We start from the raw sequence: 24,156 nt of genomic DNA, 5'->3' as shown, positions 1-24,156 counted from the left end.
ACAATTGCCCATGCGGAGCATTCCCTGATGAGCCAACCCAAAGTGTCTTTCTACAACCTGGCCTGGCGCTGGCATTTCTACGCCGGGCTGTTCGTAGCCCCTTTCATGGTGATGCTGTCCCTGACCGGGATCATCTACCTGTTCAAACCCCAGCTCGACCAACTGATGTATAGCCACCTGCTGCAGGTGCCGGCGGGGCACCACATCCTCAGCGCCGATGCGCAGCTCCAGCGGGTCCAGGCCGCGTATCCCCAGGGCCACGTCAAACAGTACCTGCCGCCGCTCGAAGCCGGGCGCAGTGCGCAGTTCGTGGTGCAGCAGGAAGGCGGTGAACTCAATGTGTTCGTCGACCCTTACCACGGCACTATCCTTGGCGAGCAGGACGCCAAGAACAATCTGCAAGCCATCGCCCGGGCCATTCATGGCGAGCTGATGATTGGCACCCTCGGCGACCGCCTGGTGGAGCTCTCGGCAGGCTGGGGCATCGTCCTGGTGGTGTCCGGGCTGTACCTGTGGTGGCCGCGCGGCAAGTCGTCGGCCGGGGTGTTGTGGCCACGCCTGGGCAGCCGCGGCCGCGTGCTGTGGCGCGACCTGCATGCGGTGGTCGGCTTCTGGGGCGCGGCGTTCCTGCTGCTGATGCTGCTCAGCGGCATGACCTGGACCGGCTTCTGGGGCAAGCAATACGCCGAGCTGTGGAACCGCTTTCCGGCGGCGATGTGGAATGACGTGCCCAAGTCCGACCAGCAGGCTGGCGAACTCAACACCGCCAGCCGCCAGACCGTGCCCTGGGCCATGGAGAACACGCCGCTGCCGATGTCCGGCGACCATGCCGAACACATGGCCCACGGCGCCGCGCACGAAGGCCCGGCGGCGCCCGTGATCAGCCTGCAGCAGGTGCAGGACATCGCCACCCAGCGCCAGGTCGAAGCCGGTTACAGCATCACCCTGCCGACCACCGCCAGCGGCGTGTTCACCATTGCCGTGTTCGCCGACGACCCGCGCAACGACGCCACCCTGCATGTCGACCAATACACCGGCAAGGTCCTGGCCGATGTGCGCTGGCAGCAGTACAGCAACGTCGCCCGCGCCACCGAAGTCGGGGTGATGCTGCACGAAGGCAAGATGTTCGGCCCGTTCAACCAGATCGTGGTGCTGCTGATCTGCCTGATGATCCTGCTGAGCGCCGTCAGTGGCCTGGTGATCTGGTGGAAGCGCCGCCCCCATGGACGCCTTGGCGTACCGCCGCTGCGCCACGACCTGCCGAAATGGAAAACCGCGATGGCGATCATGCTGGCGCTGGCGGTGATTTTCCCGCTGGTTGGCGCTTCGCTGGTGGCTGTGTGGCTGCTGGACAAGTTGCTGTTGTCGCGCTGGAACCGCTCGGCTGAATCGACCTCATCTTCATCATGAATCAGGCGAGATGCGCGGTTTAGAGGGATCTGTAGACTGCTGTCGCTTCAATTTCCGACATGCATAATGTTACTTTATAACACTTACATGTATGATCCCTGCTCGCGGCCACCAAGGCCGCGGGTATTCCTTTCGAAGAAGCGATTCAACCGCCCCAATGAACTGCCCCTCAATAAATAAGTACCTTGCGTCCAGCCTCTGCCTGCTGGCCCTGAATCAGCCCGCCCAGGCCGACGACGCACCGCTGACGCTGCCCACCGGCACCATCAGCGCGCCCGCCATCGACGCCCAGGACATCAGCCTGCAAACCCCGACCACCGCCGGCTCGCGCCTGGGCCTGAGCGCCCTGGAAACCCCGGCCAGCACCGAAAGCCTGAGCGGCGAGCGCATTCGCCAGCGTGGCGACCGCAGCGTGCAGGACGCGGTGTCGCGCGGCACCGGCATCAGCCGCACCGGCACACCCGGCGACGGTGGTACTTCGTTGTCGGCCCGTGGTTTTACCGGCCAGGGTTCGGTGATGCAGTTGTATGACGGCAATCGCCTGTACAGCGGCATGGGCACCGTGACCTTCCCGGTGGACACCTGGTCGGTGGAACGGGTGGATGTGCTGCGCGGCCCGGCCTCGGTGCTGTATGGCGAAGGCGCCACCGGCGCGGTGGTCAACGTGATTCCGAAGAAACCCTTCGCCGGCGAAATCGAAAACCACCTGCGCCTCGGCTACGGCTCCTACGACAGCCAGCAGCAGGCCCTCGACAGCGGCGGCTCGCTGAGCGACACCCTGAGCTATCGCCTGAACCTCAACCGCCTGCGCAGCAACGGCTGGATCGATCGCGGCGACAGCGCCAGCGACTTCATCAGCGCGGCGCTGCGCTGGCAGGCCACGGACGACCTGGCCTTCACCCTCGCCCACGACTACGGCGACCAGCAGCCGATGAATTATTTCGGCACCCCGCTGGTCAATGGCCGCTTCCATGAGGGCCTGCGGGACAAGAACTACAACATCGGCAACGACAAGCAGCACTACAACGATCAGTGGACGCGCCTGACCAGCGAGTGGCAGCTCTCCGACAGCGTCAGCGCCAGCAACGAGCTGTATTACCTCAAGGCCCAACGGAGCTGGCAGAACGCCGAAAACTACAACTGGGACACCGCCGGCCAGCAGCTTCTGCGCAGCGGCAACTTCGCCATCAAGCACCAGCAGGAGCAGGTCGGCGATCGCCAGACCTTCACCTTCAAGCACAGCCTGTTCGGCCTCGACAGCCAGACCCTGGCCGGGGTCGATTACAACCGCATCCGCTTCCAGCTCAACAGCAACTCGCCGTTCAACGATGCGCTGCCGGATGGCCAGCCGCTGGATCTGCAACACCCGGACAAGGGCCGTTTCGACAGCGCCTCGGCCTATCGCCCACAGTTCCAGAGCACCACCAAGCAGATGTCGGCCTTCGCCGAAAACCGTACCCAACTGAGCGAACGCTGGTCGCTGGTGACCGGCGTGCGCCGTGACTACGTGCAGGTGGATCGCGACAACCTGGTGGACGGCAGCCAGAGCGACAAGACCCTGACCGGCAACAACTGGAAGGTCGGCCTGGTGTTCGCCCTGACGCCGGACACTTCGTTCTACGGCCAGTACGCCACCAGTACCGACGGCGTCGGCGGCCTGATTTCCCTGAGCCCGAGCCAGCAGCAATACGACCTGGCCCGCGCCCGGCAGAGCGAGATCGGCCTCAAGCAGATGTTCTGGGACCAGCGCGGCGAGTGGACCCTGGCGGCCTATCACATCGTCAAGAAGAAGCTGCTGACCGACGACCCGGGCAACCCGACACTCAAGCAACAGGTCGGCCAGCAGTCGTCACGCGGCCTGGAAGCCAGCCTCGACCTGCAACTGCCGCACGCCTGGCAGCTGCAAGCCAACGCCGCCATCGTCAAGGCCCAGTACGACGACTTCGAAGAGCAGGTCGGCAACCGGTTCGTCTCGCGCAGTGGCAATCGCCCGGTGGACGTGCCGCGGCGCACCGCCAACCTGTGGCTGAACAAGGCCGTGACCGATAACCTGCGAGCCGGCGCCGGGGTGCGTTATGTCGATGCCCGTTATGCCGACCTGGCCAACCGCAACGAACTGCCCAGCTACACCGTGGTCGATGCGGTGCTGTCGTGGAAAGCCCTGCGCAACACCACCTTCGGTTTGCAGCTGAACAATCTGTTCGACCGGCAGTACGCGCAAAGCCAATACAATGAGGGCCAGCAATGGATCCTCGGCGAACCGCGGTCGTTTTTCGTGACCGCCGATTATCAGTTTTGAGCCGATGGCCCCATCGCGGGCAAGCCTCGCTCCTACAGAGCGGGCGGCGATCCGACTTGCCCGCGACGACGCCTGTCGCATCACCCCGTATTCAAGAGCAACCGCATGACCTCGCTGAACCTCACCAACCTGGCCTGGACGCCCCTGGGCCAGGGCCACTGTCATCACCAGTTCCAGCTGCGTGAGGCCAGCCTGCGCGTGGCGCCGGGGGAGTTCGTCGGGCTGATCGGCCCCAACGGCAGCGGCAAGACCAGCCTGCTGCGTTGCAGCTATCGCTTCAGCCGGCCGGACCAGGGCGAAGTCCGGCTCGATCACTACAACGTCTGGAAACAGACGCCGCGCTGGTGCGCGCAACGCATCGCCGTGGTGTTGCAGGAGTTTCCCGAGGCCTTCGGCCTGACCGTCGCAGAAGTGGTCGCCATGGGCCGCACGCCGCACAAGGGCCTGTTCGACGGCGACAGCGCCGCAGACCGCGCCATCGCCCGCCAGGCGCTGGAGTCGGTGGGCCTGCTGGGTTTCGAGGCGCATGCCTTCGCTACCTTGTCCGGCGGGGAAAAGCAGCGCGTCATCCTGGCCCGCGCCCTGGCCCAGCAACCGCAACTGCTGATCCTCGACGAGCCGACCAACCACCTCGACCCACGCTACCAGCTGGAGCTGCTGCAACGGGTCAAGCGCCTGGGCATCGGCACCCTCGCCAGCATCCATGACCTGAACCTCGCCGCGGCCTTCTGCGATCGCCTGTATGTGATCGATCACGGGCGCATCGTCGCCAGCGGCACACCGGCCGAAGTGCTGACCCGCGAACTGCTGCAGCAGGTGTTCGGCGTCCAGGCCCTGGTCGACCAACACCCGCTGTCCGGCTACCCACGAATCACCTGGATAACCCAACCATGACCCTGCGCGTCTCACTCAACAGCCTGTTTCGCTCCAGCCTGTGCCTGGCCCTGTCGCTGCTCGCCGGCCAGGCCTGCGCCGAAGCCACCCGTTACCCGCTGACCGTCCACAGCTGCAACCGCGAGGTGACCTTCAAGGAGGCGCCGAAACACGCCCTGAGCCACGACATCAACATGACCCAGATGATGCTCGCCCTCGGCCTCAAGTCGCGCATGGTCGGCTACAGCGGCATCAGCGGCTGGAAGGCGGTGACGCCCGAGATGCGGACCATCCTCGACGGCCTGCCGGAGCTGGCGGCCAAGTACCCGTCGGTGGAAACCCTGCTCGACGCCAATGTCGATTTCTTCTTCGCCGGCTGGGACTACGGCATGCGCGTCGGCGGCGACCTGACCCCGCAGACCCTGACGCCGCTGGGCATCAATGTGCTGGAACTGACCGAGTCCTGCGCCTTCGTGATGAAGCGCCCGCCGGCCAGCCTCGACGACACCTACAACGACCTGCGCAACCTGGGGCGGATCTTCGATGTGCAGGACCGCGCCAACCAATTGATCGCCGACATGCAGCAACAGGTCGCCGCGATCCAGCAGGACCTGCCCACGGAGAAGCCGCGGGTGTTCCTCTACGACAGCGGCGAAGACCGCGCCATGACCTCCGGCCGCCTGGGCATGCCGCAAGCGCTGATCGACGCCGCCGGCGGGCGCAACATCCTCGACGATGTGGAGGCCAGCTGGACCCGGGTCAACTGGGAAACCGTGGTCGAACGCAACCCGCAGGTGATCGTGATCGTCGACTACAGCGAAATCAGCGCCGAACAGAAGCAGCAGTTCCTGCTCAACAACAAGGCGCTGCAATCGGTGGACGCGATCCGCAACCAGCGCTTCATCGTGATCCCCTACGTGCAGGCCACGCCGGGCATCGATAACGTCGAAGCGGTGCAAACCCTGGCCAAGGGTTTCCACGGCGCATGATCGATCGTCGTTATGCCTTGCTGCTGCTTGCCCTCGGTGCGCTGCTGCTGGCGTCCTGCGTATTGTCCCTGGGTTTCGGCTCGGCGCGGGTGCCGGTGGACGTGGTCTGGCGGATCCTGCTGCACAAGACACTCGGCCTGGGCGAGGTGGACTGGAGCGCCGGGCAGGAACATATCGTCTGGCTGATCCGCGTGCCGCGCATGCTGCTCGGCGCCCTGGTCGGCGCCGGGCTGGCCTTGATCGGCGCAGTGCTGCAAGCGGTGACGCGCAATCCGCTGGCCGACCCGCACCTGCTCGGCGTGACCTCCGGCGCCACCCTGGGCGCGGTGATCGTGGTGCTGCATGTGGGTGAAATCGTCGGCCTGCTGACCCTGCCCATCGCCGCCTTTATCGGTGCCCTGGCGAGCATGTTGCTGGTGCTTGGCATCGCCGCGCGCCATGGCCGGCTCGACAGCGACCGCCTGCTGCTGTGCGGGGTGGCGGTGTCCTTCGTGATGATGGCGGTGGCCAACCTGCTGCTGTTCATGGGCGACCACCGCGCCAGTTCGGCGGTGATGTTCTGGATGCTCGGCGGGCTGGGCCTGGCGCGCTGGGAACTGCTGGCGGTGCCGGCGGCCAGCGTGCTGCTCGGGCTGGTCCTGCTGCTGGGCATGGCGCGGCCGTTGAACGCGCTGATGGCCGGCGAGCAGACCGCGGTGACCCTCGGTTTGAATGCCCGCAACGTGCGGCTGCGGGTGTTCCTGATCGCTTCGCTGATGACTGGGGTGCTGGTGTCCATCAGCGGTTCCATCGGCTTCGTCGGGCTGATGGTGCCGCATATCGCCCGGCGTCTTGTGGGCGCCGAGCATCGTCGGCTGTTGCCGGTGTGCGTGTTGCTGGGCAGCGTGTTCCTGGTCTGGGTCGACGTCGCCGCCCGCACCCTGATCGCCCCCGAAGACCTGCCCATAGGCGTGGCCACGGCGGCCATTGGCGGGTTGTTTTTCATCGGCCTGATGCGCCGCCGCTGAAAAAGCGGCGTGCCTGATGCGCCGCCATCGCGGGCAAGTCGGATCGCCGCCCGCTCGCTCCTGCAGAAGAACAATGCGCACGGTTTGGCGGACGCTGCCCTGTAGCCGCTGCCGCAGGCTGCGATCGCGACCGAAGGGCGCGCAAGGTTTCGAGATCGCTGAAGGCCTTCGGCCTTATCGCAGCCTGCGGCAGCGGCTACAAAGGCGGCCACCAGCAGCACCAACGAAGCGCATTCGCCCGCACCAAAGACGCCTGATGGCCCCGCATTGGTGCGCCATCCCTCTCCCCTGCTCCGTAAAAGCGACGTTTTCATGCCCTGTGCCGACTAGGCACACCCCTTGCAAAACAGCCCTTCAGTAGTCCGCATCTGCCAACCAAGAAAACTCATAAGTTCATGGAGATCGCACAATGAAGCGTCGCAGCTTGATCAAGGCTTTCACACTCACGGCAAGCATTGCCGCGATGGGCATGACCTGGACCGTCCAGGCCGCCGAGACCATCAAGGTCGGCATCCTGCATTCGCTGTCGGGGACCATGGCGATCTCCGAAACCTCGCTCAAGGACATGGCGCTGATGACCATTGACGAGATCAACGCCAAGGGCGGCGTCAACGGCAAGAAGCTCGAGGCGGTGGTGGTCGACCCGGCGTCGAACTGGCCGCTGTTTGCCGAGAAAGGCCGCCAGCTGCTGACCCAGGACAAGGTCGCCGTGGTGTTCGGCTGCTGGACCTCGGTGTCGCGCAAGTCAGTGCTGCCGGTGTTCGAGGAACTCAACGGCCTGCTGTTCTACCCGGTGCAATACGAGGGTGAAGAGATGTCGCCGAACGTGTTCTACACCGGCGCGGCGCCTAACCAGCAAGCGATCCCGGCGGTGGAATACCTGATGAGCGAAGACGGCGGCAGCGCCAAGCGCTTCTTCCTGCTCGGCACCGACTATGTCTACCCGCGCACCACCAACAAGATCCTGCGCTCGTTCCTGCATTCCAAGGGCGTGGCCGACAAGGACATCGAAGAGGTCTACACCCCGTTCGGCCACAGCGACTACCAGACCATCGTCGCCAACATCAAGAAGTTCTCCGCCGGCGGCAAGACCGCGGTCATCTCCACGGTCAACGGCGACTCCAACGTGCCGTTCTACAAGGAGCTGGCCAACCAGGGCCTGAAAGCCACCGACGTACCGGTGGTGGCCTTCTCCGTGGGCGAGGAAGAACTGCGCGGCATCGACACCAAGCCGCTGGTGGGCAACCTCGCGGCCTGGAACTACTTCGAGTCCGTGGAGAACCCGGTGAACCAGAAGTTCGTCGCCGACTGGAAAGCCTACGCCAAGGCCAAGAAGCTGCCGGGCGCGGATAAAGCCGTGACCAACGACCCGATGGAAGCCACCTACGTCGGCATCCACATGTGGGCCCAGGCGGTGGAGAAAGCCAAGTCCACCGACGTCGACAAAGTCCGCGAAGCCCTGGCCGGCCAGACCTTCGCCGCACCGTCGGGCTACACCCTGACCATGGACAAGACCAACCACCACCTGCACAAGCCGGTGATGATCGGCGAGATCCAGCCGGACGGTCAGTTCAATGTGGTCTGGCAGACCGAAGGCCCGATCCGCGCCCAGCCGTGGAGCCCGTTCATCCCGGGCAACGACAAGAAGCCGGATTACGCGGTGAAGAGCAACTGATCCTGACCTCAGGTCTGACGCCTTCCCTGTAGGAGCGAGCTTGCTCGCGATCGACCGCGAAGCGGTCGCAAGAGCAATCACCGCTGGAGGTCCTGCGGGCCTCATCGCGAGCAAGCTCGCTCCTACAGGTGTCCGGGTGTACCGCGAGGTCATCCGGACCTTTCAAGGACATCGATATGCCCACTGCCCTCTACCGTTTCATTCTCGCCTGCCTGCTGTTGCTGCCCTTGGCTGCCAGGGCCGGCGACGCCGAAGACTTCGTCGCGGCCAACGCCACGCAACAGGCCAGGCTCCTGGAAAGCTGGGCCGCGCAACCCGACCCGGCGCGCCTCGAACTGCTCGGCGCCTTGCAGCAAGGCCAGCTGACCGTCGATGGGCAAGCCAAAACCTTGCGCCTGAACAATCGCCTGCGCGGCCTGATCGACACCGCCATGGCCAGCCATCAATTGCTCGCCAGCGATGCCAACATCCGTCTGGCCGCCGCGCAACAGTTGCAGAAAAGCGCCAAGCCGGCGCAGTTGAAATTCCTCGATGCCAGCCTGGCCGCCGAACAGGACCAGGGCGTGCATGACGCCCTGAGCCTGGCCCTGGCCAACCTGCAACTGGTGGACAGCGACCCGGCCGTGCGCCTGGCCGCGGTACGCCTGCTGGGTGAAACCGGCGACCCGCTGGCCCGCACCCGCCTCGAAGGCCTGCTCGAACCCGGGGTGGAAGCCGATGCCGGGGTGCGCACCGCCGCCGAAACCAGCCTGGCCCAGGTCAAGCGCAAGCTGCTGGTGGGCGAAGTGCTCGGCCAGGCCTTCAGCGGCATGTCCCTGGGCTCGATCCTGTTGCTGGCAGCCCTGGGCCTGGCGATCACCTTCGGCCTGCTCGGGGTGATCAACATGGCCCACGGCGAGATGCTGATGCTCGGCGCCTACTCCACCTACATGGTGCAGCTGCTGTTCCAGCGCTACGCCCCGCAGGCCATCGAGTTCTACCCACTGATCGCGCTGCCGGTGGCGTTCTTCGTCACCGCCGGCATCGGCATGGCCCTGGAACGCACGGTGATCCGCCACCTCTACGGCCGGCCCCTGGAAACCCTGCTCGCCACCTGGGGCATCAGCCTGATGCTGATCCAGCTGGTGCGCCTGATGTTCGGCGCGCAGAACGTCGAGGTGTCGAACCCGGCCTGGCTGTCGGGCGGGATCCAGGTGCTGCCCAACCTGGTGCTGCCCTACAACCGCATCGTGATCATCGCCTTCGCGCTGTTTGTCGTCGTCCTCACTTGGCTGCTGCTGAACAAGACCCGCCTGGGCCTGAACGTGCGCGCGGTCACCCAGAACCGCAATATGGCCGCCTGCTGCGGCGTACCGACAGGAAGGGTCGACATGCTCGCCTTCGGCCTCGGCTCCGGCATCGCCGGCCTCGGTGGCGTGGCCCTGAGCCAGATCGGCAACGTCGGCCCGGACCTGGGCCAGAGCTACATCATCGACTCGTTCCTGGTGGTGGTGCTCGGCGGCGTCGGCCAACTGGCCGGTAGCGTGTTCGCCGCATTCGGCCTAGGGGTAGCCAACAAGATTCTCGAACCGCAGATCGGTGCCGTGCTCGGCAAGATCCTGATCCTCGCGCTGATCATTCTGTTTATCCAGAAACGTCCGCAAGGCCTCTTCGCATTGAAAGGACGGGTGATCGACTGATGAATCAACCATTACTCATTACCGCCAGCCAGAAAGCCGGGCCCAAGGTCTCGGTCGCCGTCGGCGCGCTGATCCTGGTGCTGCTGCTGGCCCTGCCGCTGCTCTCGCTGCTGGCGCCGGACAACCCGCTGCACGTCTCGGCCTACACCCTGACCCTGGTGGGCAAGATCCTCTGCTACGCCATAGTCGCCCTGGCCCTGGACCTGGTCTGGGGGTATGCCGGGCTGCTGTCCCTGGGCCATGGCCTGTTCTTCGCCCTCGGCGGCTACGCCATGGGCATGTACCTGATGCGCCAGGCCGCGGGGGACAGCCTGCCGGCGTTCATGACCTTCCTTTCGTGGAGCGAGCTGCCCTGGTACTGGAGCGGCACCGGCAGCTTCCTCTGGGCGATGTGCCTGGTGGTGCTGGCGCCGGGCTTGCTGGCGCTGGTGTTCGGTTTCTTCGCCTTCCGCTCGCGGATCAAGGGCGTGTATTTCTCGATCATGACCCAGGCCCTGACCTTCGCCGGCATGCTCCTGTTCTTTCGCAACGAGACCGGCTTTGGCGGCAACAACGGCTTCACCAACTTCCGCACCATCCTCGGCTTCGGCATCACCGAGCCGGGCACCCGCGCGGTGCTGTTCCTGGCCACCGTGCTGTTGCTGGTGGCCAGCCTGTACATCGGCTGGCGCCTGGCCCGGAGCAAGTTCGGCCGGGTGCTGACCGCGCTGCGCGATGCCGAGAACCGACTGATGTTCTGCGGTTACGACCCGCGCGGCTTCAAGCTGTTCGTCTGGGTGTTGAGCGCGGTGCTCTGCGGCCTGGCCGGCGCCTTGTACGTGCCGCAGGTGGGCATCATCAACCCCAGCGAAATGTCGCCGACCAACTCCATCGAGGCCGCCGTGTGGGTCGCCCTGGGCGGTCGCGGCACGCTGATCGGCCCGCTGCTCGGCGCCGGCGTGGTCAACGGCATGAAGAGCTGGTTCACCGTGGCCTTCCCGGAATACTGGCTGTTCTTCCTCGGCGCGCTGTTTATCGTCGTGACCCTGTACCTGCCTAAAGGTGTAATCGGCCTGCTGAAAAAACGAGGTGAACAATGAGAGTCACTGCGACGGCTGACTTCATGCTTGAGCCCATCCTCGAACCCAATAAGGACGCCGGTAGCAGCCGCGACGCCATCGGCCTCGGCCAGGCCGCCGGCAAGGGCCTGAACACCCGCCACGGCACCATCCTGACCCTGGAAGACATCAGCGTCAGCTTCGACGGTTTCAAGGCGCTCAACGACCTCAACCTGTACATCGGCGTCGGCGAACTGCGCTGCATCATCGGCCCCAACGGCGCGGGCAAGACCACCCTGATGGACGTGATCACCGGCAAGACCCGACCCACCCACGGCAAGGCCTGGTTCGGCGAAACCCTGGACCTGACGCAGATGAGCGAGGTGCAGATCGCCCAGGCCGGGATCGGCCGCAAGTTCCAGAAGCCCACGGTGTTCGAGGCCCTGAGCGTGTTCGAAAACCTGGAGCTGGCGCAGAAGACCGACAAGTCGGTGTGGGCCAGCCTGCGGGCGAAACTCTCCGGCGAGCAGAAGGACCGCATCGACGAAGTGCTGGAAACCATTCGCCTGACCGCCTCGGTGGAGCGCCAGGCCGGCCTGCTGTCCCACGGCCAGAAGCAGTTCCTGGAGATCGGCATGCTGCTGATGCAGGACCCGCAACTGCTGCTGCTCGACGAGCCGGTGGCGGGCATGACCGATGCCGAGACCGAGTTCACCGCCGAGCTGTTCAAGCGCCTGGCGGGCAAGCACTCGCTGATGGTGGTGGAGCACGACATGGGCTTCGTCGGCTCGATCGCCGACCACGTCACCGTGCTGCACCAGGGCAGCGTGCTGGCCGAAGGGTCGCTGGAACAGGTGCAGGCCGATGAACGTGTCGTTGAAGTTTATTTGGGCAGATGATCGGCCAGCTTCAAGCCGCAAGCTTCAAGCGGCAAGTGAACAGCAAAGCCACATCCCCCGCCCTTACTTGCAGCTTGAAGCTTGCCGCTTGAAGCCCTACTAACGGAGTTCCAATGCTACAAGTCCAACACCTGCACCAGTACTACGGCGGTAGCCACATCCTGCGGGGCCTGAGCTTCGAGGTGAAGGTCGGCGAGGTCACCTGCCTGCTCGGGCGCAACGGGGTGGGCAAGACCACCCTGCTCAAATGCCTGATGGGCCTGCTGCCGGCCAGGGAAGGCGCGGTGAACTGGGAAGGCCAGGCGATCACCGCCTACAAGCCCCATCAGCGGGTGCACGCCGGCATCGCCTACGTGCCCCAGGGCCGGGAGATCTTCGGCCGCCTGACCGTGGAGGAAAACCTGTTGATGGGGCTGTCGCGTTTTGGCGCGAAAGAGGCCAAGGAAGTGCCGGCCTTTATCTACGAGCTGTTCCCGGTGCTGCTGCAAATGAAGCAGCGGCGCGGCGGCGACCTGTCCGGCGGTCAGCAACAGCAGCTGGCCATCGGCCGCGCCCTGGCCAGCCGGCCACGGCTGTTGATCCTCGACGAGCCCACCGAGGGCATCCAGCCGTCGGTGATCAAGGAGATCGGCGCGGTGATCAAGAAACTCGCGGCACGCGGCGACATGGCGATCCTGCTGGTGGAACAGTTCTACGACTTCGCCGCCGAACTGGCCGATCAGTATCTGGTGATGTCCCGGGGCGAAATCGTCCAGCAGGGCCGCGGTGAAAATATGGAAGCCGAGGGTGTACGCGGACTGGTTACGATCTAACCTGTAACGTCCCGACATTAAGCACGAATCATGAATCTGCCTGCCCACACCGCCCTGTTCACCCCCAGCTGGCATGCCGAGCTGGAACTCGGCTACGCCCGCTTTGGCGACAGCACGCGCCCGGTGCAGCGCCGGCACAAGGGCCCGCTGCGGGTGCAGAAGCATCTGTACGCCGAAGGCCCCGAAGTCTGCCAGCACATCATCGTGCATCCGCCCGGCGGGATTGCCGGCGGCGACCGCCTGCAGATCCGCGCCAGCGTCGAACGCGATGCCTGGGCGCAACTGACCAGCCCCGGCGCCGCCAAGTGGTATCGCGCCACCGCGCCGGCCTATCAGACCCTGGACTTGAGCGTCGCCGCCGGTGCCACCCTGGAATGGCTGCCCCAGGAAACCATCGTGTTCAGCGCCGCCCAGGCCGAGTTGAGCACCCGCATCGAGCTGCAAGGCGACGCCCGGCTGTTCTACTGGGACTTGGTGGCCCTCGGTCGCCCCGCCAGCGACGAACGTTTCGACCTCGGGCACTTCCAGTCGCACCTGGACATCCGCCGCGACGGCCAGTTGCTCTGGCACGAACGCCAGCGCATTGTCGGCGGCGACGGCTTGCTCGACTCGCCGATCGGCCTGGACGGCCAGCCGGTCTTCGCCACCTTGCTGGCTACCGGCGAAATCGACAGCCCGTTGCTGGAACGCTGCCGCGCACTGCCTCATGCCGTGCGCGGCGACCTGACGCAACTGCCCGGCCTGCTGGTAGCCCGCTGCCTGGCCAGCGAAGCGCTGCTGGCCCGCGCCTGGCTGATCGACCTGTGGCGCCTGCTGCGCCCCGCCCTGCTGGGCCGCGAGGCGCTGCCGCCAAGGATCTGGAGCACATGAATATCCATGTCCCTGTAGGAGCGAGCTTGCTCGCGAAAAACGCCAAGTCACCGCGCTCCTTCAGGCAGTACGCATTATCGCTAACACTTTTCGCGAGCAAGCTCGCTCCTACAACAACGGATTGCCAACGATGGACCTGACCCCACGCGAAAAAGACAAACTGCTGATCTTCACCGCCGGCCTGGTGGCCGAACGGCGCCTGGCCCGGGGGGTGAAGCTCAATTATCCGGAAGCCATGGCCTACATTTCCGCGGCGCTGCTCGAAGGCGCCCGCGACGGCCAGACCGTGGCCGAGCTGATGCACTACGGCACCACCCTGCTGACCCGCGAACAGGTGATGGAAGGCATCCCGGAGATGATTCCGGAAATCCAGGTGGAAGCGACCTTCCCCGACGGCACCAAGCTGGTCACCGTCCATCAACCGATCGCCTGAGGCCACGCCATGCCGTATTCCATCCGCGATGCCGTGCATGCCGACCTGCCGGCGATCCGCGATATCTATAACGACGCCGTGCTTAACACCACGGCGATCTGGAACGAGCAGGCTGTGGACCTGGGCAATCGCCAGGCCTGGTTCAGCGCCCGCCAGGCCCAGGGCTATCCGGTGCTGGTGGCGGTCGACGCCGACGACAGCGTGCTCGGCTATGCCTCGTTCGGCGACTGGCGGCCCTTCGACGGCTTCCGCCATACCGTCGAGCACTCGGTCTATGTGCGCAACGACCAGCGCGGCAACGGCCTCGGCCCGCGCCTGATGCAAGCGCTGATCGAACGCGCCAGGACCTGCGACAAGCACGTGATGGTCGCGGCCATCGAAAGCGGCAATGCCGCCTCGATCCGCCTGCACGAACGCCTGGGCTTCGTCACCACCGGACAGATGCCGCAAGTGGGCACCAAGTTCGGGCGCTGGCTGGACCTGACGTTCATGCAGCTGACCCTCGATCCGGGGGCGCTACCGCCCACTATCCACAAGGAGTGATACCCGATGAACGCTGCCCAACTGCGTCGAGTCCATGCGGAGAGCTTTGCCCACTATCGCCAGGGGTTGATTGATCTGTTGTTCGACGCCGTGGGCCACGGCGCCTCGGTGGGTTTCATGGCCGACCTCGACGAGGAACAGGCCCGCGCCTACGTCAACAGCGTCCAGGCCAGCGTGGCCGACGGCAGCCTGTTGCTGTGGGTGGTGGTGCAGGACGAGCGGGTCCTGGCCAGCGTGCAACTGGCGCTGTGCCAGAAACCCAACGGCCTCAATCGCGCCGAAGTGCAGAAGCTCCAGGTGCGCCACGACGCCCGCCGCCGTGGCCTGGGCCAGCAGTTGATGCACGCCGTGGAGCTCGCGGCGCGCCAGCACAAGCGCGGCCTGCTGTACCTGGACACCCAGGCTGGCTCGGACGCCGAAGCCTTCTACAGCGCCCTCGGCTACACCCGCGTCGGCGAACTGCCGAACTACTGCCAAAGCCCGGACGGCACCTACAGCCCGACCGCCATTTACTTCAAGACTCTGGGGCAACCCGTATGATTCCAGGCCAATACCAGATCCAGCCCGGCGACATCGAACTCAACGCCGGCCGCCGCACCCTCAGCCTGAGCGTCGCCAACAGCGGCGACCGGCCGATCCAGGTGGGCTCGCACTATCACTTTTTCGAAACCAACGACGCCCTGACCTTCGACCGCGCCGCCAGCCGAGGCATGCGCCTGAACATCCCGGCCGGCACCGCCGTGCGCTTCGAGCCGGGGCAGACCCGCGAGGTGGAACTGGTGGACCTGGCCGGGCATCGCCGAGTGTTCGGTTTCGCCGGGCGGGTCATGGGCGACCTTTGAGGTGCATTGCCTGTTCTGACGCCATCGCGGGCAAGCCTCGCTCCTACAAGGGAATGCGATCAAATGTAGGAGCGAGGCTTGCCCGCGAATAGCGAGCTACGCGAGCGGTCTCAAATCCAATTGAATCCCAAGGCAAGCACATGAAGATTTCAAGACAAGCCTACGCCGACATGTTCGGCCCCACCGTCGGCGACAAGGTGCGCCTGGCCGACACCGAGCTGTGGATCGAAGTCGAGAAGGACTTCACCACCTACGGCGAAGAAGTGAAGTTCGGCGGCGGCAAGGTGATCCGCGACGGCATGGGCCAGGGCCAGCTGCTCGCGGCCGAGGTGGTCGACACCCTGATCACCAACGCGCTGATCATCGATCACTGGGGCATCGTCAAGGCCGACGTCGGCCTCAAGGACGGGCGCATCGCCGCCATCGGCAAGGCCGGCAACCCGGATATCCAGCCCGACGTGACCATCGCCGTCGGCGCCAGCACCGAAGTGATCGCCGGCGAGGGCATGATCCTCACCGCCGGCGGCATCGACACCCATATCCACTTCATCTGCCCGCAGCAGATCGAAGAGGCGCTGATGAGCGGCGTCACCACCATGATCGGCGGCGGCACCGGGCCGGCCACCGGCACCAACGCCACCACCTGCACCTCGGGGCCCTGGCACATGGCGCGCATGCTCCAGGCGGCGGACTCGTTCCCGATGAACATCGGCTTCACCGGCAAGGGCAACGCCAGCCTGCCGGAGCCTCTGATCGAGCAGGTCAAGGCCGGGGCCATCGGCCTCAAGCTCCACGAAGACTGGGGCACCACCCCGGCCAGCATCGACAACTGCCTGAGCGTCGCCGACCAGTACGACGTACAGGTGGCGATCCACACCGACACCCTCAACGAGTCGGGCTTCGTCGAGACCACTCTCGGCGCCTTCAAGGGTCGCACCATCCACACCTATCACACCGAAGGCGCCGGCGGCGGCCACGCCCCGGACATCATCAAGGCCTGCGGTTTCCCCAACGTGCTGCCGAGCTCGACCAACCCGACCCGGCCGTTCACCCGCAACACCATCGACGAACACCTGGACATGTTGATGGTCTGCCACCACCTCGACCCGAGCATCGCCGAGGACGTGGCCTTCGCCGAAAGCCGCATCCGCCGCGAGACCATCGCCGCCGAAGACATCCTCCACGACCTGGGCGCCTTCTCGATGATCAGCTCCGACAGCCAGGCCATGGGCCGGGTCGGCGAGGTCATCACCCGCACCTGGCAGACCGCCGACAAGATGCACCGCCAGCGCGGCCCGCTGCCGGGCGACGGCGCCGGCAACAGCAACTTTAGGGTCAAGCGCTACATCGCCAAATACACCATCAACCCGGCGATCACCCACGGCATCAGTCATGAAGTGGGCTCCATCGAAATCGGCAAATGGGCCGACCTGGTGCTCTGGCGCCCGGCGTTCTTCGGGGTCAAGCCAACGCTGATCCTCAAGGGCGGGGCCATCGCCGCCAGCCTGATGGGCGACGCCAACGCCTCGATCCCGACCCCGCAGCCGGTGCATTACCGGCCGATGTTCGCCAGTTACGGCGGCAGCCGGCACGCCACCAGCCTGACCTTTATCAGCCAGGCCGCGCTGGAGGCCGGGGTGCCGCAGCAACTAGGGCTGAAAAAGCAGATCGCGGTGGTCAAGGGCTGCCGCGACGTGCAAAAGACCGACCTGATCCACAACGACTACCTGCCGGATATCGAGGTCGACCCGCAGACCTATCAGGTCAAGGCCGACGGCGTGCTGCTGTGGTGCGAGCCGGCGGACGTGTTGCCGATGGCCCAGCGCTACTTTCTGTTCTAGAAACCTGGATCCAACGGGCGCCCATGCGGGCCGCCCAACGGTCAGCAAAGCCGGACGTCTTGCCGTGTTGAACGGCTCAATCGCGGCTAGAATTCGACAGGCCGTTCTCACTCTTGCTGCCTGACAAGGTTCCCGGCCATGCGTCTACCCGACTTCATCGTGCAACAGGTTGATCGAATCGTTGATGAGTGGGAGCAATTCGCCCGATCCATCGCCCCCGAAACCGACTCCCTGACCCGCCTGCAATTGCGCGACCATGCCAAGTCCATCCTGCTGGCCGCCGCTCGCGACATGCGCACCGCCCAGACCGCCAGCGAACAGGCGGCCAAGGCCAGGGGCGAAGGCCCGGAGAAGACCCCGAGCCTCGACGAGGCCGCCGCCAGCCATGGCGAATTGCGCCACAACGTCGGCTTCGACCTGGTACAGATGACCTCGGAATTCCGCCACCTGCGCGCCTGCGTGATCCGTCTCTGGGTCACCAGCCTGGAGTCGCCGCAGCTGGCCTATTTCCAGGACATGATCCGTTTCAACGAAGCCATCGACGAGGCGCTGGCCGAATCCACCACGGCCTATGCCGAGCAGGTCAACCGCTCGCGGGATATCTTCCTGGCGATTCTCGGCCACGACCTGCGCGCGCCCTTGCAGGCGGTGAGCATGTCCACCGAGATGCTGGCGCGCAAAGTCGCGCTGGACGCCGATGCGCTGGCCTATGTGTCGCGGATCAAGAGTGGCGCCAGGCATATGGCGGCGATGGTCGGCGACCTGCTGGAGTTCGTGCGCAGCCGCCTGGGCAGCAGCCTGCCCATCGAGCCGGCGCCCATGGACATGGCCAGTGCCATCAAGGCAGCCATGGACGAAGCCTGCGCCGGCCAGCCGGACTGCACACCGGCGCTGAACTTCCATGGCGACAGCCATGGCATCTGGGATCGCGGGCGTATCGAACAGATGCTGCAGAACCTGATCGGCAATGCCCTGCAGCATGGCAGCAACAGTCGCACCGTGACCGTGACCCTCACTGGCAGCGCCGAGCAGGTGCTGCTGACCATCCACAACTACGGCCCGCCGATTCCCAAGGAAGCCCTAGGCACCCTCTTCGATCCCCTGGTGCGCAGTGCCAACGAAGAGCTCGGCAGCCCTTCCACCAGCCTCGGCCTGGGCCTGTTCATCGTCAAGGAAGTGGTTACCGCCCACCAGGGCAGCATAGAGGTCAGCTCCAACGAGAGCGATGGCACCACCTTCACCGTGACCCTGCCACGAGTATCCCGCGCCGAATCGTTGTAGCCGCCAACACAGAACCCCGTAGCCGCTGCCCATGCTTCTGTAGGAGCGGCCGGTCGACGCGCCATTGCTCGCGATGGACGATGCCCGAGCCTTCCAACCGCTATAGAGACGAACGCACCGTAGCCGCTGCCGAGCCCGCGAGGCTGCGATCGAGGACGAAGTCCTCGCAAAGCCTGGGCATGGGGTGTGTCTGGAAGAACGGGTTGCCCGGTTTTGCGACCGCTTCGCGGCCGATCGCAGCCTCGCGGGCTCGGCAGCGGCTACAACATCACCACCCATGCCTCCGTAGGAGCGCGATGAACGATAACGCGCAGTCTCAGTCGGCGAGCAGGCGCCCCAGGCGCTGCTTGAGCATCTGGTTTTCCGTGCGCAACTCGCGGACTTCGTCGAGCAGTTCCAGCGCCAGGGCGACGCCTTCCCACTCCAGTTCCAGGTCGCGCCGCAACTTGGCGGCGCGCTTGGCGACCGCCAGTTCATAGTCGGTGAAGCGCCAGTCGCGGGGCGCCGCGCCATGGGGATCGAGGATCCCGTGCTCGACGATTTCCATCACATAGGCGGCCGGCAGATCGGCCACCTCGCAGAACTCTTCCATATCCAGCTGAACGATCAGGGTGCTCATGGTCAGCGACTCCTATGTTCCAGATCAGAATGGGTTGCGGATCAGAAATGCTCCCGCGGGTTGAAGGCGGCCTTCTTCGCCAGCTCCTGCCACAACGCCTTGACGTCGTCGCCGCAAGCCTTGGGCATCACGGCCTTGAGCTGCACGAACAGATAACCGCGATGCCCGGCCTTGTTCAGCAGGCCATGGCCCTTGGCGCGCATGCGCTGGCCATTCTGGCTGCCGGCCGGCACCTTGAGGTTGATCTTGCCGGTCAGGGTCGGCACCGCGACCTCGGTCCCCAGCGCCAGCTCCCAAGGGGCCAGCGGCAGGGTGATGATCAGGTTCTCGCCCTCGATATCGAACTTCGGATGGGGCGCGAAACGAATGGTCAGGTACAGGTCGCCATTGGCCCCGCCGCCGACACCGGGCGCGCCCTGGCCCTTGAGGCGGATGCGCTCGCCGTCGGCGACGCCGGCCGGGATCTTCACGTTCAGGCTCTTGCTGGTGTTGCTGACATGCTGCCCGGCGGCGTTGTACTGCGGCACCTTGAAGCTGACCTTCTTCGACTCGGCCGACAGGGTTTCTTCCAGGAAGATCGGTAATTCCATTTCCACGTCTTGCCCCCTGCGCCCGGCGCTGCGCGATTGCCCACCGCCGAAACCCGGCCCGCGGTTGCCGAAGATCGAACTGAAGAAGTCCGAAAAGTCCCCGCCATCGCCGAAACCGCCCGCATCCGCGCGGCCTTTCCAGCCCGGTGGGCCCTGGAACGGCTGGCCGTGCTGGCCATAACGCCGCAGGTCGTCGTATTCGGCCCGCTTGTCCGCGCTTTTCAGCGCTTCATAGGCTTCCGACGCGTCCTTGAACTTGGCTTCGGCGTCTTTTTCCTTGCTGACATCGGGGTGGTATTTGCGCGCCAGCTTGCGATAGGCGGCCTTGATCGCCTTGTCGTCCGCCGTCGGCTCCACCCCGAGAATCTTGTAATAGTCTTTGAAGTCCATCTAAGGATCACCATCCGTTATCAATGTGGCGCGGCGGGACGTACAGCATGCACTCTTGAGCAGCGTCAAGGCTGATCGATCTCAATACTGTGACTCACGCGGCGCAGCAGAAGTTTATCGGCAGCTGGCGGCGGTTCTTGCGACCGCCCGATGGCTGCCAGGCCCATGCCTGCAAGTTTGGGGTAAAGAATAGTCTTTCAAGGCTTGCGGGTTTCGATTTAGCGGATAGTCGGCCTTCGATTCTGCGAACGACTGGCATACACTGCGCGGCCGTTTTTTCCAACCGGAACTCGAAAGACATGAAAAACGCATCTGCGGCCCGTGCCTGCGGTATCGACTTCGGCACGTCCAACTCCACGGTCGGCTGGCTGCGCCCCGGCATGGAAACGCTGATTGCGCTGGAAGACGACAAGATCACCCTGCCGTCGGTGGTCTTCTTCAACATCGAAGAACGCCGTCCGGTGTATGGCCGCCTGGCGCTGCACGAGTACCTGGAGGGCTACGAAGGCCGGCTGATGCGCTCGCTGAAGAGCCTGCTGGGCTCCAAGCTGATCAAGCACGACACCAGCGTGCTGGGCACGGCGATGCCGTTCAAGGACCTGCTGGGCCTGTTCATCGGCCAGCTCAAGAACCGCGCCGAAGCCGCCGCCGGCCGGGAGTTCGAGGAAGTGGTACTGGGCCGCCCGGTGTTTTTCGTCGATGACGATGCCGCCGCCGACCAGGAGGCCCAGGACACCCTGGTGGAAGTGGCGCGCAAGCTGGGCTTCAAAGAAGTCTCCTTCCAGTACGAGCCGATCGCCGCGGCCTTCGACTACGAGTCAACCATCGAACGCGAAGAGCTGGTGCTGATCGTCGACATCGGCGGTGGTACTTCCGACTTCTCCCTGGTGCGCCTGTCGCCCGAGCGCCGTGGCCTGGACAACCGCCACGAGGACATCCTCGCCACCGGCGGCGTGCACATCGGCGGGACCGATTTCGACAAGCAGTTGAGCCTCCAGGGCCTGATGCCGCTGTTCGGCTACGGCAGCCGGATGAAGAGCGGCGCCTACATGCCCACCAGCACCCACATGAACCTGGCGACCTGGCACACCATCAACTCGGTGTACTCGCAGAAGTCCCAGCTGGCCCTGGGCAGCATGCGCTACGACATCGAAGACACCGGCGGCATCGACCGCCTGTTCAAGCTGATCGAGCAGCGCGCCGGACACTGGCTGGCGATGGAGGTGGAAGAGACCAAGATCCAGCTGACCCACGCCGACAACCGCGTGGTGCCCCTGGACCGTATCGAGGCGGGCCTGAGCGTGGACCTGAGCCGGGCGCTGTTCGAGTCGTCCATCGACAGCCTGCTGGAGCGCATCCGCGGCAGCGTCACGCAGCTGCTGGGCGATGCCAATGTCGGCGTCGGCCAGGTCGATACGGTGTTCTTCACCGGCGGCTCCAGCGGCATCCCGGCCCTGCGCCAGAGCGTCGCGGACATGCTGCCCAACGCACGCCACGTCGAAGGCAACATCTTCGGCAGCATCGGCAGCGGCCTGGCCATCGAAGCGAAAAAACGCTACGGCTAAACGCCCCCCCTGTAGCCGCTGCCGCAGGCTGCGATAAGGTCCGCAGGACCTTCAGCGATTTTGAGATCGCTACGGCCTTCGGCCGATCGCAGCCTTCGGCAGCGGCTACAGGGATAGCGTCAGCTCAAACCAACCCCGCCTGCTTCAATTCACTCTTCAGGTAGGCGTAATAAATCGGCCCGGCCACCACCCCCGGCAGGCCGAACGCCGCCTCGAACACCAGCATCGCCAACAGCAATTCCCAGGACTTGGCACTGATCTGCCCGCCGACGATCCGCGCGTTGAGGAAGTATTCCAGCTTGTGGATAAAGATCAGGTAGCCCAGCGCCGCCGCGGCCACCCAGATCGACAGCGACATGCCGACGATGGTGATCAGGGTGTTGGAGATCAGGTTGCCGATCACCGGCAACAGCCCCAAGAGGAAGGTCAGCACGATCAGGGTCTTGGTCAGCGGCAGCTTGACGCCGAACATCGGCAGGATCAGCGCGAGGAAGATCCCGGTGAAGAAGGTGTTGAGCAGGGAAATCTTGATCTGCGCGAACACGATGTTGCGAAAGGCCTGGACCAGCAGGTGCAGGCGGTCGAACAGCGCGGCCGCCAGCGGCTTGCGCTTGGTCAGGTCGGGCACGCGCTGCAAGGCGATGATCGCCCCCAGCACCATGCCGATCAACAAGGTCACGAACATGTGCGCCGCGTCCTTGCCCACCAGTTGCAGCTCGCTCAGGTGCTTGCTGGCCCAGGCGCCGATGGCCACCTGGAACTCCGCCGCACTGGCCGGCAGATAGGAGTCGAGGAACGGCGGCAACTGGCCGCGCGCCTTGTCCACCACCGCCATGAATTTGTCCAGGGAAGCCCCCGGATTTTCCGCTTCGTGCAGCAGGAAGCTGATGGCGCCGGCGAACAGCAGCGTCAGCACGCTGACCACCAGGGTGCCGAGCAGGGCCACCGCCAACCAGCGCGCCCGCCGACCTTCGATCAGCCGTTGCAATTGCGGGGTGAGCATGTTGACCAGTTCGAACACCAGCAGGCCCGCCAGCAGGCTCGGTAATAGCCGCAACGGTATTACCAGCAGCAGGCCGCCGAAGATGATCACCCAACTGAACAACAACAGATGACGCTGAGAAAACGTTGGCATACAGCCTCAAACAAACAGCGTGAAAGGATTGGCAGTCTGCCAGCGTTGCACTGACGATGCGAGGCCGACAGGCGCGGGTTTGCTGGCGATCAACGATACAGAGTGTGTCAGGCAAACTGCCGCGACCGGATCGTGAACAAGCTCGCGCCTGCGAGGGAAAAGGTTATTGCTTCTTCAGGCAGGTGCTCATGAAGGTCTTGCGTTCGTCGCCCTTGAGGGCTTTGGCGGTGGCGTCGGCGTTGCAGGTCTTCATCCGTTCCTGCGGGGTGGACGGGGTTGCCGCGGCAGCCGGGGTGGCTTTCAGGCAGGTGCTCATAAAGGCTTTGCGTTCATCGCCCTTGAGGGCTTTGGCGGTGGCGTCGGCGTTGCACGTGGTCATCTTGTTCTGCTGGGCGGTGGCGGCAAATCCTTGGGAACAGAGCAGCAGGCCAACCATCAACAAAGGGATACGCAGCATCTTCATGGAGTTTTCTCCTTGTTACCGCACCGACGGGCGCGGCCTCCAGCGCAGTGTAGACAAACCCTGTTACAGGTTCACCTGTTCTGTAGGCTGGTGCGCCGGTACTGCTCGGGCGTGCAGCCGGCCTGGCGCTGGAACATCGCGATAAACGCCGAGGCGCTGCTGTAGCCCATGTCGAACGCCACCTCCTGGACACTGCGCGCACTGTCCAGCGCCTCGATGGACGCCAGGAAGCGCAGGCGCTGGCGCCACTCGCCGAAACTCATGCCCAGCTCGCGCACGAATTGCCGGGCCAGGGTGCGTTCGCTGACATGGATCTGCCGCGCCCAATCGGCCAGCGCGCGGTTATCCCCCGGGGCGGCCTGCAATGCCTCCAGCACGCCGAGCAAGGCCGGGCTGCTGGCATAAGGCAGGTAACCGTCATGCACCGGCGCCTGCTGTAACTGGTCGAGCATTACCTGGGCCAGGCGGCTGTCCGTTTCCTGCTCGGGGATCTGTACGTCGCGCGCGGCGAAGTCCTTGAGGATCGCCTTGAGAATGTCGCTGATGGCCAGGGTGCAGGCCTGCTGCGGCAGCACCCGGCACAGCTCCGGGACCAGGCACACGGCGCGGTATACGATCGGCTGCGGGCTGTAGAAGCTGTGCTCGGTGTCCGGCGGAATCCAGATGGCGTACTGCGGCGGCGACATGAAGCGCTGGCCGGCGATCTCCATGTGCATCACGCCGTGGGCCGAATACTCCAGGCAGCCCCAGGGATGACGATGCTCCAGCGCATGGCTGTGGGCGTCGAAATCGGCGTAGCGGAAGTACACCGGGGCCGGCAGACCGCTGAAGGGCAGCAGGTCGATGTGTTTTTTGCTCATGCTGTCCGGATTCAAGGGTGGGTTGTCTGGATCGAAGTATAGGC

23 protein-coding genes are annotated in these 24,156 nt (G+C 64.9%); 18 read left to right on the top strand and 5 right to left on the bottom strand.

Going from position 1 to position 24,156, the window contains the following annotated elements; translation table 11 throughout:
* Window positions 1–27 precede the first annotated feature (27 nt).
* The 17 genes from J4D28_RS15115 to J4D28_RS15035 all read left to right on the top strand — a co-directional run bounded on the left by J4D28_RS15115 (window position 28) and on the right by J4D28_RS15035 (window position 18,490).
* Entirely contained in the window at window positions 28–1,410 is a 1,383-nt protein-coding gene (locus J4D28_RS15115) for a PepSY domain-containing protein (RefSeq protein ID WP_103331464.1), read from the top strand.
* Window positions 1,411–1,582: 172 nt separating this feature from the next.
* Window positions 1,583–3,709 (top strand): TonB-dependent siderophore receptor, encoded by a 2,127-nt coding sequence (locus J4D28_RS15110; protein ID WP_028683710.1) that lies wholly within the window; start codon window positions 1,583–1,585, stop codon window positions 3,707–3,709.
* 105 nt (window positions 3,710–3,814) lie between these two features.
* Window positions 3,815–4,603, top strand: a complete 789-nt coding sequence (locus tag J4D28_RS15105; protein WP_016703757.1) for an ABC transporter ATP-binding protein — start codon at window positions 3,815–3,817, stop codon at window positions 4,601–4,603.
* Complete coding sequence (locus tag J4D28_RS15100) at window positions 4,600–5,571, top strand: ABC transporter substrate-binding protein (protein ID WP_028683711.1); 972 nt, start codon at window positions 4,600–4,602, stop codon at window positions 5,569–5,571. The genes J4D28_RS15105 and J4D28_RS15100 overlap by 4 nt, the downstream gene beginning before the upstream one ends.
* Window positions 5,568–6,578 (top strand): iron ABC transporter permease, encoded by a 1,011-nt coding sequence (locus J4D28_RS15095; RefSeq protein WP_009046749.1) that lies wholly within the window; start codon window positions 5,568–5,570, stop codon window positions 6,576–6,578. Before J4D28_RS15100 ends, J4D28_RS15095 begins: the two co-directional genes overlap by 4 nt.
* Window positions 6,579–6,987: 409 nt before the next feature.
* Entirely contained in the window at window positions 6,988–8,253 is a 1,266-nt protein-coding gene (urtA, locus tag J4D28_RS15090; RefSeq protein ID WP_009046748.1) for an urea ABC transporter substrate-binding protein, read from the top strand.
* Window positions 8,254–8,429: 176 nt separating this feature from the next.
* On the top strand, window positions 8,430–9,932 hold the full coding sequence (gene urtB, locus J4D28_RS15085; RefSeq protein WP_103331463.1) for an urea ABC transporter permease subunit UrtB: 1,503 nt from the start codon (window positions 8,430–8,432) through the stop codon (window positions 9,930–9,932).
* The gene (urtC, locus tag J4D28_RS15080) at window positions 9,932–11,011 is read left to right on the top strand and encodes an urea ABC transporter permease subunit UrtC (RefSeq protein WP_028683713.1); all 1,080 of its coding nucleotides are present in this window, start codon (window positions 9,932–9,934) and stop codon (window positions 11,009–11,011) included. Before urtB ends, urtC begins: the two co-directional genes overlap by 1 nt.
* Window positions 11,008–11,868, top strand: a complete 861-nt coding sequence (urtD, locus tag J4D28_RS15075) for an urea ABC transporter ATP-binding protein UrtD (RefSeq protein ID WP_028683714.1) — start codon at window positions 11,008–11,010, stop codon at window positions 11,866–11,868. The genes urtC and urtD overlap by 4 nt, the downstream gene beginning before the upstream one ends.
* A 113-nt stretch (window positions 11,869–11,981) precedes the next feature.
* Window positions 11,982–12,680, top strand: a complete 699-nt coding sequence (urtE, locus tag J4D28_RS15070) for an urea ABC transporter ATP-binding subunit UrtE (protein ID WP_009046744.1) — start codon at window positions 11,982–11,984, stop codon at window positions 12,678–12,680.
* Between the two features lie 30 nt (window positions 12,681–12,710).
* Window positions 12,711–13,550: an urease accessory protein UreD gene (locus J4D28_RS15065; protein ID WP_103331462.1), complete on the top strand. Its 840-nt coding sequence runs from the start codon at window positions 12,711–12,713 to the stop codon at window positions 13,548–13,550.
* 130 nt (window positions 13,551–13,680) lie between these two features.
* Complete coding sequence (ureA, locus tag J4D28_RS15060; RefSeq protein ID WP_007927275.1) at window positions 13,681–13,983, top strand: urease subunit gamma; 303 nt, start codon at window positions 13,681–13,683, stop codon at window positions 13,981–13,983.
* Between the two features lie 9 nt (window positions 13,984–13,992).
* Window positions 13,993–14,526, top strand: a complete 534-nt coding sequence (locus J4D28_RS15055) for a GNAT family N-acetyltransferase (RefSeq protein ID WP_038630487.1) — start codon at window positions 13,993–13,995, stop codon at window positions 14,524–14,526.
* 6 nt (window positions 14,527–14,532) lie between these two features.
* Window positions 14,533–15,066: an N-acetyltransferase gene (locus tag J4D28_RS15050; RefSeq protein WP_016703749.1), complete on the top strand. Its 534-nt coding sequence runs from the start codon at window positions 14,533–14,535 to the stop codon at window positions 15,064–15,066.
* The gene (locus tag J4D28_RS15045; protein ID WP_009046740.1) at window positions 15,063–15,368 is read left to right on the top strand and encodes an urease subunit beta; all 306 of its coding nucleotides are present in this window, start codon (window positions 15,063–15,065) and stop codon (window positions 15,366–15,368) included. Before J4D28_RS15050 ends, J4D28_RS15045 begins: the two co-directional genes overlap by 4 nt.
* A 140-nt stretch (window positions 15,369–15,508) precedes the next feature.
* Window positions 15,509–17,209, top strand: coding sequence for an urease subunit alpha (gene ureC, locus J4D28_RS15040; protein WP_009046739.1), 1,701 nt, complete (start codon window positions 15,509–15,511; stop codon window positions 17,207–17,209).
* Between the two features lie 138 nt (window positions 17,210–17,347).
* On the top strand, window positions 17,348–18,490 hold the full coding sequence (locus J4D28_RS15035; RefSeq protein ID WP_103331461.1) for a sensor histidine kinase KdpD: 1,143 nt from the start codon (window positions 17,348–17,350) through the stop codon (window positions 18,488–18,490).
* A 316-nt stretch (window positions 18,491–18,806) separates the two neighbouring features.
* On the opposite strand, the gene J4D28_RS15030 is transcribed toward J4D28_RS15035, so the two are convergent.
* Window positions 18,807–19,109, bottom strand: coding sequence for a chaperone modulator CbpM (locus J4D28_RS15030; protein WP_009046737.1), 303 nt, complete (start codon window positions 19,107–19,109; stop codon window positions 18,807–18,809).
* Between the two features lie 41 nt (window positions 19,110–19,150).
* Window positions 19,151–20,089 (bottom strand): DnaJ C-terminal domain-containing protein, encoded by a 939-nt coding sequence (locus tag J4D28_RS15025; RefSeq protein ID WP_009046736.1) that lies wholly within the window; start codon window positions 20,087–20,089, stop codon window positions 19,151–19,153.
* 299 nt (window positions 20,090–20,388) lie between these two features.
* Between J4D28_RS15025 and J4D28_RS15020 the strand changes: the two genes are divergently transcribed.
* On the top strand, window positions 20,389–21,654 hold the full coding sequence (locus J4D28_RS15020) for an Hsp70 family protein (protein ID WP_009046735.1): 1,266 nt from the start codon (window positions 20,389–20,391) through the stop codon (window positions 21,652–21,654).
* Between the two features lie 124 nt (window positions 21,655–21,778).
* Here J4D28_RS15020 and J4D28_RS15015 read toward each other — a convergent pair whose 3' ends face one another.
* The 3 genes from J4D28_RS15015 to J4D28_RS15005 form a co-directional block, all read right to left on the bottom strand.
* Window positions 21,779–22,789 carry an AI-2E family transporter gene (locus J4D28_RS15015; protein WP_009046734.1) on the bottom strand — a complete coding sequence of 337 codons (1,011 nt, stop codon included), beginning with the start codon at window positions 22,787–22,789 and terminating at the stop codon, window positions 21,779–21,781.
* A gap of 163 nt (window positions 22,790–22,952) precedes the next feature.
* Complete coding sequence (locus tag J4D28_RS15010; protein WP_009046733.1) at window positions 22,953–23,252, bottom strand: PsiF family protein; 300 nt, start codon at window positions 23,250–23,252, stop codon at window positions 22,953–22,955.
* A gap of 71 nt (window positions 23,253–23,323) precedes the next feature.
* Entirely contained in the window at window positions 23,324–24,112 is a 789-nt protein-coding gene (locus J4D28_RS15005) for a helix-turn-helix transcriptional regulator (protein ID WP_016704103.1), read from the bottom strand.
* Window positions 24,113–24,156 lie beyond the last annotated feature (44 nt).

This window comes from Pseudomonas sp. GW531-T4 (assembly GCF_017349615.1).
Lineage (GTDB): Bacteria > Pseudomonadota > Gammaproteobacteria > Pseudomonadales > Pseudomonadaceae > Aquipseudomonas > Aquipseudomonas chlororaphis_I.
Note: the sequence above shows the minus strand (reverse complement) of the source record. Positions and strands in the feature narration are given on the sequence as shown.